General features: G+C 57.0%; 11 protein-coding genes and 1 pseudogene. 4 read left to right on the forward strand and 8 right to left on the reverse strand.

Annotated features, from left to right (window positions below; translation table 11 throughout):
* Window positions 1-70 precede the first annotated feature (70 nt).
* From ACTJK7_RS00005 to ACTJK7_RS00040, 8 genes and pseudogenes are all read right to left on the reverse strand, one after another.
* Entirely contained in the window at window positions 71-901 is an 831-nt protein-coding gene (locus tag ACTJK7_RS00005) for a carbohydrate ABC transporter permease (protein WP_007957423.1), read from the reverse strand.
* Between the two features lie 8 nt (window positions 902-909).
* Window positions 910-1,836, reverse strand: coding sequence for a carbohydrate ABC transporter permease (locus ACTJK7_RS00010; RefSeq protein ID WP_039768250.1), 927 nt, complete (start codon window positions 1,834-1,836; stop codon window positions 910-912).
* Window positions 1,837-2,027: 191 nt separating this feature from the next.
* Complete coding sequence (locus ACTJK7_RS00015) at window positions 2,028-3,338, reverse strand: ABC transporter substrate-binding protein (RefSeq protein WP_108561859.1); 1,311 nt, start codon at window positions 3,336-3,338, stop codon at window positions 2,028-2,030.
* A gap of 225 nt (window positions 3,339-3,563) precedes the next feature.
* A complete protein-coding gene (locus tag ACTJK7_RS00020) occupies window positions 3,564-4,469 on the reverse strand; it encodes an AraC family transcriptional regulator (RefSeq protein ID WP_011334055.1) in 906 nt (301 codons plus the stop codon).
* A 75-nt stretch (window positions 4,470-4,544) separates the two neighbouring features.
* A complete protein-coding gene (locus ACTJK7_RS00025; protein ID WP_108561861.1) occupies window positions 4,545-5,384 on the reverse strand; it encodes a phospholipase in 840 nt (279 codons plus the stop codon).
* 151 nt (window positions 5,385-5,535) lie between these two features.
* Window positions 5,536-6,826: pseudogene (locus ACTJK7_RS00030) on the reverse strand (glycosyltransferase).
* 82 nt (window positions 6,827-6,908) lie between these two features.
* Window positions 6,909-10,775 carry a hypothetical protein gene (locus ACTJK7_RS00035; RefSeq protein WP_159085214.1) on the reverse strand — a complete coding sequence of 1,289 codons (3,867 nt, stop codon included), beginning with the start codon at window positions 10,773-10,775 and terminating at the stop codon, window positions 6,909-6,911.
* A 205-nt stretch (window positions 10,776-10,980) separates the two neighbouring features.
* Complete coding sequence (locus tag ACTJK7_RS00040) at window positions 10,981-11,346, reverse strand: response regulator (protein ID WP_085654080.1); 366 nt, start codon at window positions 11,344-11,346, stop codon at window positions 10,981-10,983.
* 261 nt (window positions 11,347-11,607) lie between these two features.
* Here ACTJK7_RS00040 and ACTJK7_RS00045 point away from each other — a divergent pair, with 261 nt between their 5' ends.
* Genes ACTJK7_RS00045 through ACTJK7_RS00060 form a run of 4 tightly spaced genes read left to right on the forward strand, consistent with a single transcriptional unit; the run spans window position 11,608 to window position 17,730 of the window.
* Window positions 11,608-15,099 carry a response regulator gene (locus ACTJK7_RS00045; protein ID WP_064381716.1) on the forward strand — a complete coding sequence of 1,164 codons (3,492 nt, stop codon included), beginning with the start codon at window positions 11,608-11,610 and terminating at the stop codon, window positions 15,097-15,099.
* Entirely contained in the window at window positions 15,099-15,932 is an 834-nt protein-coding gene (locus ACTJK7_RS00050) for a CheR family methyltransferase (protein ID WP_064381715.1), read from the forward strand. The genes ACTJK7_RS00045 and ACTJK7_RS00050 overlap by 1 nt, the downstream gene beginning before the upstream one ends.
* Window positions 15,929-16,522, forward strand: coding sequence for a chemotaxis protein CheB (locus ACTJK7_RS00055; RefSeq protein WP_197868151.1), 594 nt, complete (start codon window positions 15,929-15,931; stop codon window positions 16,520-16,522). Before ACTJK7_RS00050 ends, ACTJK7_RS00055 begins: the two co-directional genes overlap by 4 nt.
* Window positions 16,516-17,730 (forward strand): hybrid sensor histidine kinase/response regulator, encoded by a 1,215-nt coding sequence (locus ACTJK7_RS00060; protein WP_323151743.1) that lies wholly within the window; start codon window positions 16,516-16,518, stop codon window positions 17,728-17,730. The genes ACTJK7_RS00055 and ACTJK7_RS00060 overlap by 7 nt, the downstream gene beginning before the upstream one ends.
* Window position 17,731 lies beyond the last annotated feature (1 nt).

Consider the following 17,731-nt stretch of genomic DNA (forward strand, 5'->3'; position numbering starts at 1 on the left):
GGCATGACATTCAACATCGATGCTGACTGAACCATCGCAATCGCGAGCAAGCTCGCTCCCACAGGGGCATTTATTTCACGGCGCCGAACGACAGACCGCGCACCAGTTGTTTCTGGCTGATCCAGCCAAAGATCAGGATCGGCGCGCAGGCGAGGGTCGAGACGGCCGACAACTTGGCCCAGAACAAGCCTTCGGGGCTTGAGTAGGAGGCGATCAGCGCGGTCAGCGGCGCGGCTTTGGACGAGGTCAGGTTCAACGACCAGAACGCCTCGTTCCAGCACAGGATCAGCGACAGCAGCACGGTCGAAGCCAGGCCGCCCTTGGCGATCGGTAGCAGCACGCGGAGCATTTCCTGGGCGAGGGTGGCGCCGTCGAGGCGGGCGGCTTCGAGGATGTCTTTGGGGATGTCCTTGAAGTAGGTGTAAACCATCCAGACCACGATCGGCAGGTTGATCAGCGTGTAGATCACGATCAGCGCGATGCGCGTGTCAAGCAGGCCGAAACTCTTGGCCAGCAGGTAGATCGGCATCAGCACACCCACCGGCGGCAGCATCTTGGTGGAGAGCATCCACAGCAGCGTGCCTTTGGTGCGCTGGGTTTCGTAGAACGCCATCGAGTAGGCTGCCGGCACCGCGATCAGCAGGCACAGGGCGGTGGCACTGAAGGAAATCACCACTGAGTTCCAGGCGAAACTGAAGTAGTCGCTGCGCTCGTTGATGTGCAGGTAGTTCTCCAGCGTCGGCGTGAAGATGAACTGCGGCGGTGTGGCGAAGGCGTCGATTTCGGTCTTGAAACTGGTCAGCACCATCCAGAAGATCGGGAAGAAAATGATGATCGCGATGGCCCAGGCCAGCGTGCCGAGCAGCAGGCTTTGCAGCCGGCGGGATTGTTGAAGAGTCATGGCAGGCCTCAGGCTTTGTCAGTCAGGTTTTTGCCGATCATCCGCACCAGAATGATCGCGGCGATGTTGGCGATGACCACGGCGATCAGGCCGCCGGCCGAGGCCATGCCGACGTCGAACTGCACCAGCGCCTGGTTGTAGATCAGGTAGGCGAGGTTGGTCGACGCGTAGCCGGGGCCGCCGTTGGTGGTGGTGAAAATTTCCGCGAACACTGACAGCAGAAAGATGGTTTCAATCATCACCACCACCGCAATCGGCCGTGCCAGGTGCGGCAGGGTCAGGTGCCAGAAGATCGCGATCGGGCCGGCGCCGTCGAGGCGGGCGGCTTCTTTCTGTTCCTGGTCGAGGGACTGCATGGCGGTCATCAGGATCAGGATCGCGAAGGGCAGCCATTGCCACGACACAATGATGATGATCGACAGCAGCGGGTAGTGAGCGAGCCAGTCCACCGGTTGCGCGCCGAACAGTTTCCAGATGTAGGCCAGAATCCCGGACACCGGGTGGAAAATCAGGTTCTTCCAGATCAGCGCTCCGACCGTGGGCATGATGAAGAACGGCGAAATCAGCATCACCCGCACGATGCCGCGACCGAAGAACTCGCTGGCCTCCAGCAGCGCACTGATCAATACGCCGAACACCACGCTGATCAGCAGCACACTGCCCACCAGCAACAAGGTGTTGGTGGCGCCGGGCATGAAGCCGGAGTCGGTCAGGAAGTAGGTGAAGTTTTCCAGCCCGACGAATTCGTTGGTGCCCGGGTCAAGCAAGTTGTAGCGGATCATCGAGAAATAGACGGTCATGCCCAGCGGCACGATCATCCACAGCAGCAACAGGGCCACCGAAGGGCTGACCAGAAACCAGCCGGGATTGGCCACGCGGCTTTTGCGCCGGGGCTGCGACAGGTCGATGTGGGCTTTGGCAGTTGAAGTATTCATGGTGATCACAACCGTTTGGGTGCAGGTACATGTTCAGGAGAGAAAACCTTCCTGACATTGACGCGATCCCTGTGGGAGCTGCGGTGCGACGATTCGACTTGCCAGCGATGGGGGCCAGCACAGTCAACATTGCTGTCGGCCGTTATATCGCTAATCGCTGGCAAGCCAGCTCCCACAGGTTTAGTGGCGAGTTACTTCGGATAACCCGCGCGCTTCATCTCGCGTTCGGTGGTTTGCTGGGCGGCGGTAAGCGCCTGGTCGACCGTGGTCTGGCCGATCAGTGCGGCGGAGAACAGCTTGCCGACCTGTGTGCCGATCCCCTGAAACTCGGGAATGGTCACCAGTTGAATGCCGATGTACGGCACCGGTTTGAGGGTCGGTTTGCTCGGGTCGGCCGCTTTCAGTGATTCCAGCGTGACCTTGGCAAACGGTGCGGCGCTCATGTAAGCGTCGCTGTAGGTCGAGGCGCGAGTGCCCGGCGGTACGTTGGCGATGCCGTCGGTCTTGGCGACCAGTTCGCCATATTCCTTGGAAGTGGCCCAGGCGCTGAACTCTTTAGCGGCGTCCTTGGCCTTGGAGCTGGTCGGAATCGCCAGCGCCCACGAGTACAACCAGGCCGAGCCTTTGTCGGTGACCTGATGCGGCGCGTAGGTGAAGCCGACGTGATCGGCGACCTTGCTTTGGGTCTTGTCGGTGACGAACGAGCCGGCGACGCTGGCATCGACCCAGATCGCGCATTTGCCGCTGTTGAACAGGGCGAGGTTCTCGTTGAAACCGTTGCTGGAGGCGCCCGGCGGGCCGGATTTCTTCATGGTGTCGACGTAGAAGTTCAGCGCGTTTTTCCATTCCGGACCGCTGAATTCCGGTTTCCATTGCTCATCGAACCAGCGCGCGCCATAGGCGTTGGCCACGGTGGTGATCAGCGCCATGTTTTCCCCCCAACCAGCCTTGCCACGCAAGCAGATGCCGTACTGCTCGTTGTCCTTGTGGGTGAGCTTTTCGGCGAAGCCGGCGATCTGTTCCCAGGTCGGGCGCTCCGGCATGGTCAGGCCGGCGTCCTTGAACAGGTCGGTGCGGTAATAGGTGATCGAGCTTTCGGCGTAGAACGGCAGGGCGTACAGCGAACCCTTGACTGACAGGCCTTCGCGCACCGACGGAAACACATCGTCGAGGGCGTAGCTGGCCGGCAGATCCTTCATCGGCTCCAGCCAACCTTTGGCCCCCCAGAGTGCGGCTTCGTACATGCCGATGGTCAACACGTCGAACTGACCGCCCTGAGTGGCGATATCGGTGGTCAGGCGTTGACGCAGGACGTTTTCCTCCAGCACCACCCAATTGAGCTTGATGTCCGGATGCTCGGTCTCGAAGGTTTTCGAGAGCTTTTGCATGCGGATCATGTCGCTGTTGTTGACGGTGGCAATGGTCAGGGTCTGGGCGCCAAGGCTGACGCTGCTGAGGGTCATGCAGGTGAGGGCCAGCAGAGCTTTTGCAGTGGGTTGCATCGTGCACTCCTTTTCTGCACCCGGCGGGGGCAGAAGGACAGTTATTGTTTTTGTGTTCTTCCGGCGGGGGAAGAATGTGCACTGATTACAGCCTTCTGGCGCAGGGCTGACAAATCATCCCTAGCACTCGAATCGATACTTTTTTGCACTCTGGATTGGCGCGATAAACGCAGGGAAGGGCGTTTCAGCAGGGCGATGGGCGCGAAACCGTACAGATTTTCCTGCTCAGCCGTGGTTTTGCTCGGTCAGGCGCTGTACCACCAGCCGCCGGTAATGCGAAGGCGTCATGCCTTTGAGTTGCTGAAAGCGCCGATTGAAATTGGAAATATTATTGAAGCCCGACTCGAAGCACACTTCGGTCACCGGCTTGTCGCCATCAGCCAGCAACTCGCAGGATTTACTGATGCGCAGGCGATTGACGAATTCGATGAAGTTGCGCCCGGTCGCCTGCTTGAACACGCGGCTGAAATAGGTGGGTTTCATGCCCAGGTGCTCGGCGACTTCCTCAAGGGGTAGTTCGCGGGCGTAGTGGGCGAAGATGTAATCCACCGCGCGGTTGGTGCGGTCGATGTTGTGCTCGTCGGCCAGTTGCGGGGTGGTTGCGCCGGACAGCAGTTGGTAGTCGTCGCAGGCCGCCAGCAATTCCATCAGGATGAAAAAGTGCCCGAGACGGGTGATGCCGGTTGAATCGGCGATGCGTTGCATCAGGGTCATGGCCTGACGAATTGTCTGCGGGGAGCGGAATTCGATGCCGTATTGCGCACGCTCGAGCAGCGGCGCCAGGGTCTTGAGTTCGGCGAATACCTGATGGCCGCTTTCGAACAGTTCATCGGTGAAGTTGACCAGCATGTCGCGCTTCTCGACCACTTCATCCTCGGCCACTTGGCTGATCCAGTTATGCGGCAGATTCGGGCCGGTCAGGAACAGGGTCTGCGGATAGAAGTTGCCGATGTAGTCGCCGATGAACACCTTGCCCGAACTGGCGACGATCAAGTGCAGTTCGTACTCCTTGTGAAAATGCCAGCGCACCAGCGGGCAGGGGAAACCGTGCTGGCGATAGATGATGGACAACCCGTTGTGGTCATCCATCAGCTCATAAGAAGGGTCAGTCACGCGGGCTGTTCGGGTCATGGCAGAGCGCTTTTATTGTTATCGCCCGGTGATCATGCCTCGTTCCTCGTCGGTTGCGCCAGTTTCCATTGCCGCTCAGAGCGCCCTTTCCCGGGCTTTCATCAGGTTGGCAATCCGGCAAATCTCTACCAGGTCCGACTCTTCGATGAAGTCGACATTGATGATATTGCACTTCAATGCCCAGTCACTTTTGTCCAGATCGAACCATTCGTTCAACTGGTCATGGATGTCGACGGGACCGCCCAGGTAGGTATAACTGGTGGCGGACAACGACCAGGGACGCCAGGAGCCCGGTGGATTCTGCATGACACTACCGATGAACGCCCTCAGCTCGTCAGGCGAAGTCGTATCGGTGCCTGACCACTTATGGCTTACATACTCGTGGAATATCGTGTGATCAAGTTCTATGCCTGGACCGGCGGCAAACACTCGCTGTTGCGTGCTGGCGCGCTTCAGCTCTCGCAGGCTCAGAGCCGCGTTCCAGCGTGGGATAAGTCGATGCCCGAGAAAACTGCTCATTATTTTATTGAAGTAGTCGTGGTCAAAGTCTTTGCCATCAAGTTTGTGAAAATCAAGAACAATGAATTCGTCTGGGTTTTTTTGCAGAAAAAGTTCTACGTCGTTGATCAGTTGCCCTAATGTCCGAGAGTTCCGAAAACCATTATGGTGAAGGATGAATTTTTTTGGACCTTCGGCACTGGCTTCATAGCTCAGGCGAATATCCAGCGCTCTGGAACCATGGTGCAGTTGGGCGTAAAAGGTATCGTGCTGACATACCAGCCAATGGCGAGACGGGTAGAGCGGGTAGTCGGCGCGCCAGTCACTGCCTGCGTTGTGGGTGCCGGGCAATGTCAGTTCAGCGATTGTCAGTGTATCAATGGCGGGCGTTGAGCCCATCCAGTTATTGTTGCTCATTTATGCATCCTGCGTGATTTAAAGAGTTGTTGGCAATTCAAGTTTTTATTTGAATGGCGCTTGCAGGATGTTTATAGCGTTTAACTTTTTTAATGGCTATTGGTGGATTGATGCAAGTTGTTGGTGATTGTTTTTATAGTTGTCCGTCATCTCATTTGTTCCGGTTTTTTGCTTCGATCCACTGCGCCATGTATTGAGTACTCTTGTGTGCGTGATGACGCAGCATGCTGCCAGTGAAGTTGTTTTTTCTGAGTTGCGCGAGATGTTCACGGCAATATTCTATTTTCTCAATAAGGGCGGGACCATGAATCGATTGTTGATAGCGATCACGCAATAGCGTGCTGCCTTGAGTTTGAGCGGTTTGCCACAGCCCCTCGTCCTTGTACAGCTGAACCGCTGCATCGGCGAACGCCCGCGCCGACTGCGTCACGGCTCCTGGCCAGAGATGATCCGTGTGCATACCCTCAGCACCGATCGGCGTCGTCACGCTGGGCGTTCCGCAGAGCATGGCATCGATCAGCTTGCCCTTGATGCCGGCGCCGAAACGCAGGGGGGGCCAGGCAAATCCGGGCATCGGACATGACCTGCAATGCATCCTCCGCCCAGTTCATGATTTGAAAACCCTGGGACGCATTGTGCAGCGCTGTTGCCTTTGGCGGCGTATACGCGCCGTAGACATGTAATTGTGCCTTGGGCAGTTGCTCGCGAATCAGCGGCCAGACTGTCGTCTTCAGCCACAGAACGGCGTCCCAGTTCGGGGCGTGACGGAAATTGCCGATACTGAGGAAGTGCGCGCGCTCCTCGAAGGGTTTTGACGGTGTACCGAGTGGTTCGACCATCAACGGACACCAGTGCAACAAGTCCGGTGGCAGCTTGAACTGTTGCACCAGCAACTCGATTTCCACTGGCGAGATCATCAGGTTCAGATCGCAACGATAAAGCGCGGCGATCTCGCGCTTGGCCAGATCGGTTTCGGCCATCAGTTCGAACTCTTCGGCGAGCGCCGGGGCAAACAGTTCCTGGAAATCGTTGGCGTCGTCGCTGAGCTTCAGTCGATCTTTCAAGCGCTGGTGTCGAGCATGCCGCAGGCTCTGCAGGTCCGACGTTTCCAGAACGCGCAAGGCATCGGGGCAGTGTTTCTCCACTCGCCAACCGAACTGTTCTTCGATCATGAACTGGTCGAACAACACGATGTCCGGGGCCAGTTCACTGATAAACACATCGAAACTGCTGTTGTTCAGTTCGATCGGTACTTCGTGAATGCCCAGCGCAGTCAGATCGGCACGGTGCTCACCGGTACCGGCCGGGCTGGCAAAGGTAACTTGCCAGCCTTGTCGCAGGAACGTCTCGAGAATCTGCATCACATGCCCGCTCGCGGCGGAGGAGCGAGGTTCCGGCCAGACGTAACCAATGACGAGGACTTTGGTTGCGGGCTGACTCATGAGTAACGATTCCTGGGACAAAGGGACAAAAAAAGGCGCGCGAATTAGAACACAATGCGCGCGCCTGCCAATCCGCTTTTTATCAGATCGGTGCCTTGCTCAGCTTGAGTCGCACCGAGCCGTCGATGAAGCCGAGCCTGTTGGTGTTTTTCAAGCCGTTCTGAATGCGAGCGAGATTGAGCAAGAACGTTTCCCGGTGTGTCCGTGCCTGATCGAGCATTGATACCGCCAGTGAGTAGGAATCGGCGTTGAGCAATGCCGGATGCTTTTTAACGAGCGACGGCAGCGTATTTTCAATAAGCCCCAACAACTCGAAGCCCTCATCATGAGTGGCCCGGAAATGCGGATTGGAAAGGTTTTTAGGGTGCGCCTTGTGAGCATCCTTGGCGAAATCCAGCAATCCGGCCACGTCCATATCGGCAGGCCCGGCGCCGGCCTGTTTCAATTGCCCGTAATACAAGTCCAGTGTGTCCGGCGCGCCGTGAGCCATTTCATGAACCAACACATCTCCAATCCGGCCATCGTCGTATTTGGCCATACGGTAATAGTCGTCCAGTCCGTCGGGGTAGATCACCAGAAATCGCTCCGGAGGGTTTTTCAAGTACGAGCCGTCGAGTACGCTGGCCTTCCAACGCCTGTAAACCGGCGGCCGCAACGCAGCGTTGGCTTCCGAGCCTTTTTTGAACGACATGTTGGCAAGCGTGACGTAATCCAGATCGTTGCGCATGTTGTGCAAATTGGCTTTCACATGCCTGAGTACTTCATCGGAATCATTGCCAAAGACGTGCTTGAGCACCGCGCGCATGTCAGCGTTGTCGTTATCCAGGAGCATCAGAACAGCATTATCGAGTTTTGATTTGGCTGTCGGCAGGGCTCTTTTCACATAGGCCCGGGTATAACTGAAGGGTTTCGAGCGACCGAAGAGTCGGCGAAGCGGCGCCAAGGGCGAGGCTTTAAGGTTTCTCAACTTGGGTCCCCAGGCACCGCCAACCCTGTGATTCAGTGCATACCAGTCACTGTTTCGCTGAAGTGCCAACAGACTGACCGCATCCCCCGGATTGTTCGCAGCCTTCCAGGTACCCTGAAACAGGTCTGATTTCTGCGCAGCCTTGACCAGATCGTAGGATTGCGCGCTTCCAGTCAGTTTGCGCAACTGGCCGGTGGCGGTTTCCAGAGTGTTCAGCCCGTATTTGCTCAGAAGCAGCACGCCCTTTTTGGCCAGGCGCCCACCTTGCACAGCCAACGTCGGCAACCCGTCCAGCGGGTTGAAAATGGACACCGAAAAATGCGCCCCTGCCTTGGCAATGCTCAGAGCCTTGGCGGTCGTCGAGGTGGTCTTGCCAGCGATGCCGGCAATCGTGGCACCGAAGCCGACAACCAGTCCCAGCAACGCCAGACCGTCGAGAATGCAGCCGCCGATGCCCTCGGTTACTTGAGACGCGTCACCGGATCGCAGGTCCTCTACACATTTCTTGAAAGGCACGATGACATTGATGATGGCTTCATTCACCTGATCATTTTCGGCGCGTATTTGCTGCAGTTCGGTCTTTGCGTACAACGATGAATACAGTTCGTCACGAGTGGCCACCGGGTGATTGCCCAGTACCCCCTGCGCCAAGGATTGGAAGGCTGCGGAAAAGAAAAGCGGGACCGGATGCACTGCCTCGGACGTCAAGGTGAAATGCCAAAGCTTTTCCACGACCGCGCCAGACTTCACACCGTGTTTCGGCTCGCTGCCATTGAGATAGGCATCGAGGTCAAGAGGCCATTGGCGCTCGGGTTTTTTGGGCTGAAAGTCCGTGTCCGCGCCTTTGTAGGACAGTGAAGGCTCTTCATACACAACCCCGGTGGAACGCAACATGTCGGCCAGCTCCGGACGCTCGCGACAAAGTCCCCTGAGAGAGAACAGTTCATAACAATGGAATGCCTTACCGTTTTGGCAGCCCAGAATAATGCCGTAACGCCCCTTGGCAGCATTGCGATGGCGTTGGGTTTCTTCAAATGGATTGAGCGTGTTTACCGACTTTCGAACGGTATATAACGTGATGAAACCATTGGCCAGCATTGTCCTGTCACGTTTGGGCAAGTTTGACACTGTCATTTTGATGATGGACTGGAGGCTCTTCTGCAAAGTTTGATGGTATTGCTCAAAAACCTCGTCGAACAGCGAGTCGACTGGTTCCAGTTCGCCGAGCCGTGAGAAGGCGTTAGCGGGGGGATTGAATGCCTCGGTGGTTATGAACTTGTCCGTCAACTTGCCGTCAACGACCAGATCACCTGACAGGTAGAGGTCGAGGATGGAAACACGGAGTCTCTCTATTTTTGAATGTTCGCCGTTTGCATTACTCAGGCTGACAGGATGATAAAGCAGTAGCCACTCCAGAATATTGCGTTCACCCAATGACGGGTCGAACCTGGCTTTGAATACTCGTTGTTCAAGATAATCGCCTGCCGGCAAAACGCGTTTCAGCGCTTGCAGTGCCAACTCCCGTCGATCAGGCGGAACAACCGAAATACCTGTTTCGACTTCATTCAATGCTTCGGCATATTCGCTGAAACGGTTGGCGGCGATGATGAAGGCATCTACGTCATATTCATTTTCGGTCGTCGCAGGCAAGACACCGTTGAGCATTGCCCACTGGATAACCGGTGTGATGGTTGCCAGTTCGTGCATCGCACGTTGAGCGCTACTGACGGGCGCCAGTTCAGAAAATGCCTTCACCCGGGCGTAGGTCATCAGACGCGAAGCGCCGGGCGCGGCGAGCTCAATCAGTGCGACCGCCTGGGACAGAATGACCCAGCCAGGCTTGCCGATCGTCAATTCGACGGGCATTTGCTGAACGAGGAACTGGGGTGCCGCTCCTGCCAGCAACAGGTGTGCGGCCAAAGGCCCCAATTCAGGTTCCAGCTGCGTTTCGACGATCAGTTGTTTTTCAAATGCCTGCACCACCTGCGAAGGGGTCCTCAACGCATTGTCCGGTTGATACAGAGCAAACCCGGCGATTGTTTTCGCATGCCGTTCGACATCGACTTTCAGATCGAGAATCAACGCGGTGGCTGCCAGACATTTGATTTGTCGTTTCGCCACTTCCCGGTCAGCTTGTTCCAGGTGCCATTGCAGCCGCTGATGCAGAACTTCACCCAGCATCCTGGCTTTCGGCGAATCGAGAAAGCGTTCCAGGTAGTCGGCCGCGCGTTCGCGCCGACTAACTTCAGGCACCTGGCGCAGATCTTCCGTGGCAATGAACTTCAACAGACTGGACTGACCTTGCGTGAGTTCGTCAGTGACCAGCGTGATGGTTTTGCGTGCCTCTGCCGACAGGTGAAAAGGCGAGTCGACGGGTTCCCCCAGCAATTGATAAAAATCGGCTGTATCCGGGCTTTGCGGAATTTCGAACTGAAGAAACTCAACCAGATTACGCACTTGTTCAACATTGCCGGGCAGGGTGTATTCATGAAAGCGAAGCCACTGTTCGACTGCAAAAAACTCTCCGGAAAAAACACACCCGCCGGTTTTTACCGCGCAGTCCCCCAACATCAGGATGTCATTGAGCAAGTCGCTGCTAATGGCGGAGTCGTTGGTGATATCAACCCATCCATCCTTGATCAGGACCCTGAGCCTGGCCTGCTCATCAATACAGACAACAGTGTCATCAGGCAGGGAATGTTTCTGCGCAAGGAAAGCAAAGTCCTCGGTTTCAAGCATCTTTGACAAAGCGACGCGGGCAAATTCCAGGGCATTATCAAACGTCGTGCCGGATAAACGGGGCACCGTGGTGTCGCGCAAGTCGATGAGTTCAGTGTCCGGGCGTTTTCCTGCAAGGGTAGAGAGGCTTGAAGCAATGCTGGATTTTTCTGTTTGATCAAGCTTTCGACGCGAGGCAACATTCCCGAAATCGAATGCAGCGTCGTCTATATCCAGCAGGCTTGTGCCCTGTGCAAGTTGCATAAGCAATTTATCCTTGGTTTATATTCTGAATTAGTTGTCCTCGGCAGTTATGCAAAAGTTTGTGGTGCGTAAAAAACACAACTACGGAACGGCCGCAGAATAGTTTTGTTCTGCGGCTGATGAACAGTTGTAGTTGGTTTCAAAGTTGGTCAGGGCAGACCCGGGATCCGCCCTTTGAATAGTTCGGGAATGGAAGTTGAAACTTTCAGGAACACTCAAGTACGGCTTTGACTTTGTCTCGTAACTGATCGATTGAAAACGGTTTGCCGATCACGTGCATGTCCGCAGGCGCTTCAATCGTCTCTGCGTAACCGCTGGCGAACAGGATGGGCAGAGTCGGGCGCAGTGTGCGGGCTTCGGTAGCCAGTTGACGGCCATCCATGATGGGCAAGCCGACGTCGGTCATCATCAGGTCGATGTGCTGATTCAAATCCTTGAGGATTTCCAGCGCCTGTTCGCTGCCATCGGCCTCCAGAACCCCGAACTCCAATTCCTCCAGCACGTCGACGATCAGCATGCGCACGATGGAGTCGTCTTCTACTACAAGAATGGTGGGCGTGGTAATGGACATAATGGCGGCTCTCAAGAATGGGGTGGGGCGCCGGTCGATCAAAAATGCCGGGCTCTTGCATGAGTAAGTGGCGCATGGCCACAAGTTCCCGAGTGGATACAAAAAAGAATAGGCGCAAACGGGCGGGCAAGGATACCTGTTGGCCTGCGATTCGGCGTAGGCAAATGTAGGAAAACAGTACTAAAGCAGTGAGAAAAATGGATCCATACCGCCTTTTTGGGGCAAACTCTCTGGTTTTCAACAGTTCGACAAGGCTGCCACATGTCCTCTCCGTCTTCGGTTGATGAGCAACGGTTTCGCAAACTACTGAGCCGCAACGTCAGTCTGCCGTTGGGCGTCGGCGTCATCAGTGCCGTGTTCTTCGTTTCGCTGATCACTTATTTGTTGTCGGTTATCCAGTGGGTGGAGCACACCGACCGGGTGATCAATAACGCCAACGAAGCAGTGAAACTCACGGTGGACCTGGAAACGGGCATGCGCGGGTATCTGCTCAGCGGCGACGAGCATTTCCTCGATCCGTACGAGACGGCCAAGCCTCGCATCGCTGTGGCTTTGAATACCTTGCTCGAACTGACTGCGGACAATCCGGCTCAGACCGACCGCCTGCGCCGTCTTCAGGCGCTGCAAATCGAGTGGGCGAATTACGCGCAGTCGATGATCGATCTGCAACGCGCCAGTGGCGATTACAAGTCGGCGGTCAAAGCGGGGAAGGGCAAGCGCCTGACCGACGAGATACGTAAGCAGTTTGAAGATGTGATTGAAACCGAACAGTTGCTGCGTGCCTCCCGTAACGAAGACGTGCGCCGCACAACGGTCTGGAGCATCAGTCTTTATCTGCTGTTCGTGGCGGGCATCAGCGGTCTGCTGGCCTATGTCGGCAGGCGCGATTTGCTCAATCTGTCGCAAAGCTATGCCGCGACCCTGGCGGCGCAAGAGGCCAGTGCAAAACGTCTGGAACAGCAAGCCTGGTTGCGCAACGGCCAGACCCAGCTCGCCGAACAAGTGCTGGGGCAACTGACGGTCAATCTGTTGGGGCGCAATATCCTGCAGTTCTGCGCCCAGTATCTGGGCAGCGCCGTGGCCGCGTTGTATGTGCGCGAGGAACATGGCGGCCTCAAACGCGTGGCGACTTACGGTTTCTCCCGCGAACAGGAACAACAGAATCAATCGATCTACAGCGAAGAAGGTCTGGTCGGGCAGGTCGCCCAGCAGGCTCGGCTGATTCGTCTCGACTCGGTGCCCTCCGACTACTTCAAGGTCAGTTCCGGCCTCGGCGAAGGTCTCCCGCACAGCGTTCTGGTGGTGCCGACCAGCGATGACGACCGGGTCAACGGCGTGATCGAGCTGGGTTTCCTGCGTCCACTCACCGACCGTGATGTGGCGTTGCTGGAACTGATCGCCGGCAATATCGGCACGTCTATAGAAGCGGCGCGATACCGTCAGCGTTTGCAGGAAGTGCTGGCCGAAACCCAGCAACTCAACGAAGAGTTGCAGGTGCAGCAGGAAGAGCTGAAAACCGCCAACGAAGAGTTGGAAGAACAGTCGCGGATTCTCAAGGAGTCCCAGGCGCATCTGGAAACCCAGCAAGTGGAGCTGGAGCAGACCAACGAGCAACTGGCCGAACAGGCCAAGACCCTGGCCGAGCAGCGTGACGCCATGGATCAGAAGAACAATGAGCTCAATCAGGCCCAAGTGCAGCTCGAAGAACGTGCCGAGGAATTGCAGCGTTCAAGCAAATACAAGTCCGAGTTCCTGGCCAACATGTCCCATGAACTGCGCACGCCGCTGAACAGCTCGCTGATCCTGGCCAAGCTGTTGGCGGAAAATCCGCAGGAAAACCTCAGTGCCGAACAGGTCAAGTTTGCCGAATCGATCTATTCCGCCGGTAACGATCTGCTCAACCTGATCAACGACATTCTCGACATTTCCAAGGTGGAAGCCGGCAAACTCGAAGTGGTGCCGGAAAACACCAGCGTGGCACGTCTGGCCGATGGCTTGCGCGGGATGTTCGAACCGCTGGCGGCAGACAAGCAACTCGCATTCAGTGTCCAGTTGCAACCCGATGCGCCGAGTACGTTGTTCACCGACCGCCAGCGTCTGGAACAGGTGATCAAGAACCTGCTTTCCAACGCGGTGAAATTTACCGAAAACGGCGCAGTCAGCCTGACCATCGCCGGCCAGCCAGACGATCGCATCGCCTTTATCGTGCGCGACTCGGGGATCGGGATCGCGGCGGATCAACAGGAAAGCATTTTCGAAGCTTTCCGCCAGGCGGACGGCACCACCAACCGCAAATACGGCGGCACTGGCTTGGGCCTGTCGATTTCCCGGGATCTGGCGACGTTGTTGGGCGGCTCGATCAGCGTCAGCAGTACGCCGGGGCAGGGCAGTGTCTTCACCCTGGTGCTGCCGCAGCACTACCGCGAACCGGGCGACGCGCCTGTCGCGCCGCTGACGTTCAGCCCGCCAGCAGCAGCTCCGGTCATGGCCTCCGCTGTAGTGGTTTCGCCGCTGGCCTCTGTCGAGATTCCGCGCTTCAACGATGACCGCGATAAAGCGCCGTTCAATAGCCGCTGCATTCTGGTGGTGGAGGACGAAGCGAATTTCGCCCATATCCTCTACGACCTGGCCCATGAACTGGGTTATCAGTGCCTGGTCGCCCACGGTGCCGATGAAGGTTATGACCTGGCGAAAGAGTTCGTGCCGGACGCGATCCTGCTGGACATGCGCCTGCCGGATCACTCGGGCCTGACCGTTTTGCAACGCCTGAAAGAACACGCCGAAACCCGGCATATCCCGGTGCACGTGATTTCCGTGGAGGACCGCGTCGAAGCGGCGATGCACATGGGTGCCATCGGTTACGCGGTGAAACCGACCACCCGCGAAGAGCTCAAGGACGTGTTCGCCCGTCTTGAAGCGAAGCTGACCCAGAAGGTCAAACGCGTGCTGCTGGTCGAGGACGATGATCTGCAACGGGAAAGCATCGCCCGCCTGATTGGCGACGACGACATCGAAATCACCGCCGTGGGCCTGGCTCAGGACGCGCTGGAACTGCTTCGCACGACGATCTTCGACTGCATGGTCATCGACCTGAAGCTGCCGGACATGCTCGGCAATGATCTGCTCAAGCGTATGTCCACCGAGGACATCTGCTCGTTCCCGCCGGTCATCGTCTATACCGGGCGTAACCTGACCCGCGACGAAGAGGCCGAACTGCGCAAGTATTCGCGTTCGATCATCATCAAGGGCGCCCGCTCGCCAGAGCGTCTGCTGGACGAGGTCACACTCTTTCTGCACAAAGTCGAATCGCAGTTGTCCCATGAACGGCAGAAGATGCTCAAGACCGCCCGCAGCCGCGACAAGGTCTTCGAAGGCCGTAAAGTGCTGCTGGTGGACGACGATGTACGCAACATCTTCGCCCTGACCAGTGCGCTGGAAACCAAGGGTGCAGTCGTGGTGATCGGCCGTAACGGTCGTGAAGCGATTGAAAAACTGAATGAAGTCGAGGACATCGACCTGGTGCTGATGGACGTGATGATGCCGGAAATGGATGGTTATGAAGCCACCATGGAAATCCGCAAGGATCCGCGCTGGCGCAAGCTGCCGATCATCGCGGTGACGGCCAAGGCCATGAAGGACGATCAGGAGCGCTGCCTGCAGGCGGGCGCCAATGATTATTTGGCCAAGCCCATCGACCTGGATCGCCTGTTCTCGCTGATTCGCGTGTGGTTACCCAAGATGGAACGCATTTAGTGGAACGTAGTCATCCCGTTGAACGGAACAGTGAAATCGAACTGCGATTGCTGATCGAGGCGATTTATCTCAAGTACAGCTACGATTTTCGCGATTACTCCGGCGCGTCGATCAAGCGCCGCGTGCAGCACGCATTGAGCCAGTTCGAATGCGCGACCATCTCGGCCTTGCAGGAGAAAGTCCTGCACGACCCGACGGCGTTCATGCAGTTGCTGCAACTGCTGACGATTCCGGTCAGCGAGATGTTCCGCGATCCGTCGCACTTCCTGGCGATCCGTCAGGAGGTGGTGCCCCTGCTCAAGACCTATCCGTCGATCAAGATCTGGATCGCCGGTTGCAGTACCGGCGAGGAGGTCTACTCGATGGCGATTCTGCTGCGCGAGGAAGGCCTGCTCGACCGCACGATCATCTACGCCACCGACATCAACCCGCGCTCGCTGGAAAAGGCCAAGCAAGGGATTTTTTCGATGGAGAATGTGCGTGCGTACACCGCCAATTATCAGCAGGCGGGCGGCCAGCACTCGTTTGCCGACTACTACACTGCAGCCTATGGCTACGCGATTTTCGACAAGAGTCTGTGCGAGAACGTGACCTTCGCCGATCACAGTTTGGCGACCGATAGTGTATTCTCCGAAACTCAATTAATTTCGTGTCGTAACGTGTTGATTTACTTCAACAAAAAACTTCAGGATCGAGCGTTTGGATTGTTCCATGAGTCGTTGTGCCATCGCGGTTTTCTGGTGTTGGGCAGCAAGGAAACCCTGGACTTTTCCAGCTATTCCAACCAGTTCGAACCGTTGGTGAAACAAGAGCGGATCTATCGCAAATCATGATCAGTACAGCGGATTTGCCTCGGGTCGAGGCGATTGTGGTCGGAGCTTCCGCCGGTGGCGTCGAGGCCTTGCTGACCTTGCTCGGCTCGCTGCGGGCCGGGTTCGCGTTACCGATCATCATCGTGCTGCATTTGCCGGAAGAGCGTCGCAGCCAGCTTGCCGAGGTGTTTGCCCGGCGGCTGGCGCTGCCGGTCGCCGAAGCCATCGACAAACAGGACATCACGCCCGGCACGGTGTACTTCGCCACGCCGGGTTATCACCTGTCGGTGGAGCAGGATCGCAGCCTGTCACTGAGCCTTGAAGACCGCTTGCACCATTCGCGCCCTTCGATCGATTTCCTGTTCGAGTCCGCTGCCGATGTTTACGGGCCAGCGCTGGCGGCGGTGTTGCTGACGGGCGCCAACCACGATGGCGCACGGGGGCTGGCACAAGTCAAATCTCAGGGCGGGCTGACCATCGTGCAGGACCCTGAAGAGGCGCAAGTCGCCACCATGCCTCGCGCGGCGCTGAAAACGCACCAACCGGATTACATCCTTCCCATACACGGCATCGGCCGTCTGCTTGTCGAGCTGGAACGAATCGCATGCTGAGTAATATCCAGGCAAAACTGCTGATCGTCGACGATCTGCCCGAGAACCTGTTGGCCCTCGAAGCGCTGATCAAACGCGAGGACCGCACCGTCTACAAAGCGTTGTCGGCGGACGAAGCGCTGTCGCTGCTGCTGCAACACGAATTCGCCATGGCCATTCTCGACGTACAGATGCCCGGCATGAACGGTTTTGAGTTGGCCGAACTGATGCGCGGCACCGAGAAAACCAAGAACATCCCGATCATCTTCGTCAGCGCCGCCGGCCGTGAACTCAATTACGCGTTCAAGGGCTATGAAAGCGGCGCGGTGGACTTCCTGCACAAGCCGCTGGATATCCATGCGGTGAAGAGCAAGGTCAACGTCTTCGTCGACCTGTACCGCCAGAGCAAGGCGATGAAGCAACAGGTCGAAGCCCTCGAGCAAAGTCGTCGCGAACAGGAAGCGCTGCTGCAGCAACTGCAGCGCACCCAGGGCGAACTGGAGCAGGCAGTGCGCATGCGCGACGATTTCATGTCGATCGTTGCCCATGAAGTGCGCACACCGCTCAACGGCCTTATCCTCGAAACCCAGTTGCGCAAGATGCACCTGGCCCGCGACAACGCGGCGGCGTTCACCCTCGACAAGATGCACGCGATGGTGGACCGTGACGAACGTCAGATCAAAAGCCTGATTCGCTTGATTGAAGACATGCTCGACGTGTCGCGGATCCGCACAGGCAAGCTGTCGATCCGACCGACTCGTTTCAATCTCGCGCAATTGGTAGGCAATGTGTTGCAAAACTTCGCCCAGCAGATTGAAGCTGCCGAGACGGAAGTCAGCTTCACAGCGGCTGAGCCGGTGGAAGGGAATTGGGACGAGTTTCGCATCGAGCAGGTCGTGTCGAACCTGCTGACCAACGCCTTGCGTTACGGCGGCAAAAGCCCGATCCAGGTACGGGTCTATCGCCAAGGCAACGAAGCCCGGGTCGAAGTTCAGGATCAGGGCATCGGCATCAGCGAGGAGAACCAGAAACGCATTTTTCAACAGTTCGAACGGGTTTCCGCCAAGACGGTGGTGGCCGGCCTCGGGCTGGGTCTGTTCATTTCCGAGCAGATCGTCGCCGCCCATGGCGGCTCCATCGTCGTCGAAAGCAAGATCAACGAGGGCGCCCTGTTTCGCGTTTGTCTGCCGCTCCAGGAAAACGGCGAAACAAACGCAACCTCTGAGTGAC

This window comes from Pseudomonas sp. 22085, from assembly GCF_052045815.1.
GTDB lineage: Bacteria > Pseudomonadota > Gammaproteobacteria > Pseudomonadales > Pseudomonadaceae > Aquipseudomonas > Aquipseudomonas glycinae.

Bases quoted from the DNA above. Each gene is read 5' to 3' on its own strand.
- ACTJK7_RS00025 (WP_108561861.1), bottom strand. From the start codon at position 5,384: ATGAGCAACAATAACTGGATGGGCTCAACGCCCGCCATTGATACACTG.
- ACTJK7_RS00045 (WP_064381716.1), top strand. From the start codon at position 11,608: ATGTCCTCTCCGTCTTCGGTTGATGAGCAACGGTTTCGCAAACTACTG.
- ACTJK7_RS00010 (WP_039768250.1), bottom strand. From the start codon at position 1,836: ATGAATACTTCAACTGCCAAAGCCCACATCGACCTGTCGCAGCCCCGG.
- ACTJK7_RS00020 (WP_011334055.1), bottom strand. From the start codon at position 4,469: ATGACCCGAACAGCCCGCGTGACTGACCCTTCTTATGAGCTGATGGAT.
- ACTJK7_RS00040 (WP_085654080.1), bottom strand. From the start codon at position 11,346: ATGTCCATTACCACGCCCACCATTCTTGTAGTAGAAGACGACTCCATC.
- ACTJK7_RS00055 (WP_197868151.1), top strand. From the start codon at position 15,929: ATGATCAGTACAGCGGATTTGCCTCGGGTCGAGGCGATTGTGGTCGGA.
- ACTJK7_RS00015 (WP_108561859.1), bottom strand. From the start codon at position 3,338: ATGCAACCCACTGCAAAAGCTCTGCTGGCCCTCACCTGCATGACCCTC.
- ACTJK7_RS00060 (WP_323151743.1), top strand. From the start codon at position 16,516: ATGCTGAGTAATATCCAGGCAAAACTGCTGATCGTCGACGATCTGCCC.
- ACTJK7_RS00005 (WP_007957423.1), bottom strand. From the start codon at position 901: ATGACTCTTCAACAATCCCGCCGGCTGCAAAGCCTGCTGCTCGGCACG.
- ACTJK7_RS00035 (WP_159085214.1), bottom strand. From the start codon at position 10,775: ATGCAACTTGCACAGGGCACAAGCCTGCTGGATATAGACGACGCTGCA.